Annotated in this window: 1 protein-coding gene; it reads left to right on the top strand. The window is 43.8% G+C overall.

Translation table 11 applies throughout. The annotated features are described in order from the left end of the window. Window positions 1-210 (top strand): Phenylacetic acid catabolic protein (locus tag ACRHOC_RS15950; protein WP_431159532.1); only part of this gene is annotated, 210 nt, incomplete at both ends.

Genomic DNA, 210 nt, shown 5'->3' with positions numbered 1-210 from the left:
ATATTAGGCAAATCAGTCAGCACGCGCATTCCGAAATTGTAGGAATGTTACCAGAAGGTAACTGGATTACTCGTGCGCCATCCTTACGTCGTAAAGTAGCCTTATTGGCAAAAGTGCAGGATGAAGCTGGTCACGGATTATACCTATACAGTGCTTGCGAAACATTAGGAATCTCGCGAGACGAACTATATGAACAATTGCATTCGGGTA

It is taken from the genome of Winogradskyella poriferorum, assembly GCF_050618035.1.
GTDB classification, from domain to species: Bacteria; Bacteroidota; Bacteroidia; order Flavobacteriales; family Flavobacteriaceae; genus Winogradskyella; species Winogradskyella poriferorum_A.
The sequence above is the reverse complement of the archived record's forward strand: the minus strand, read 5'-3'. Positions and strand labels throughout refer to the sequence as shown.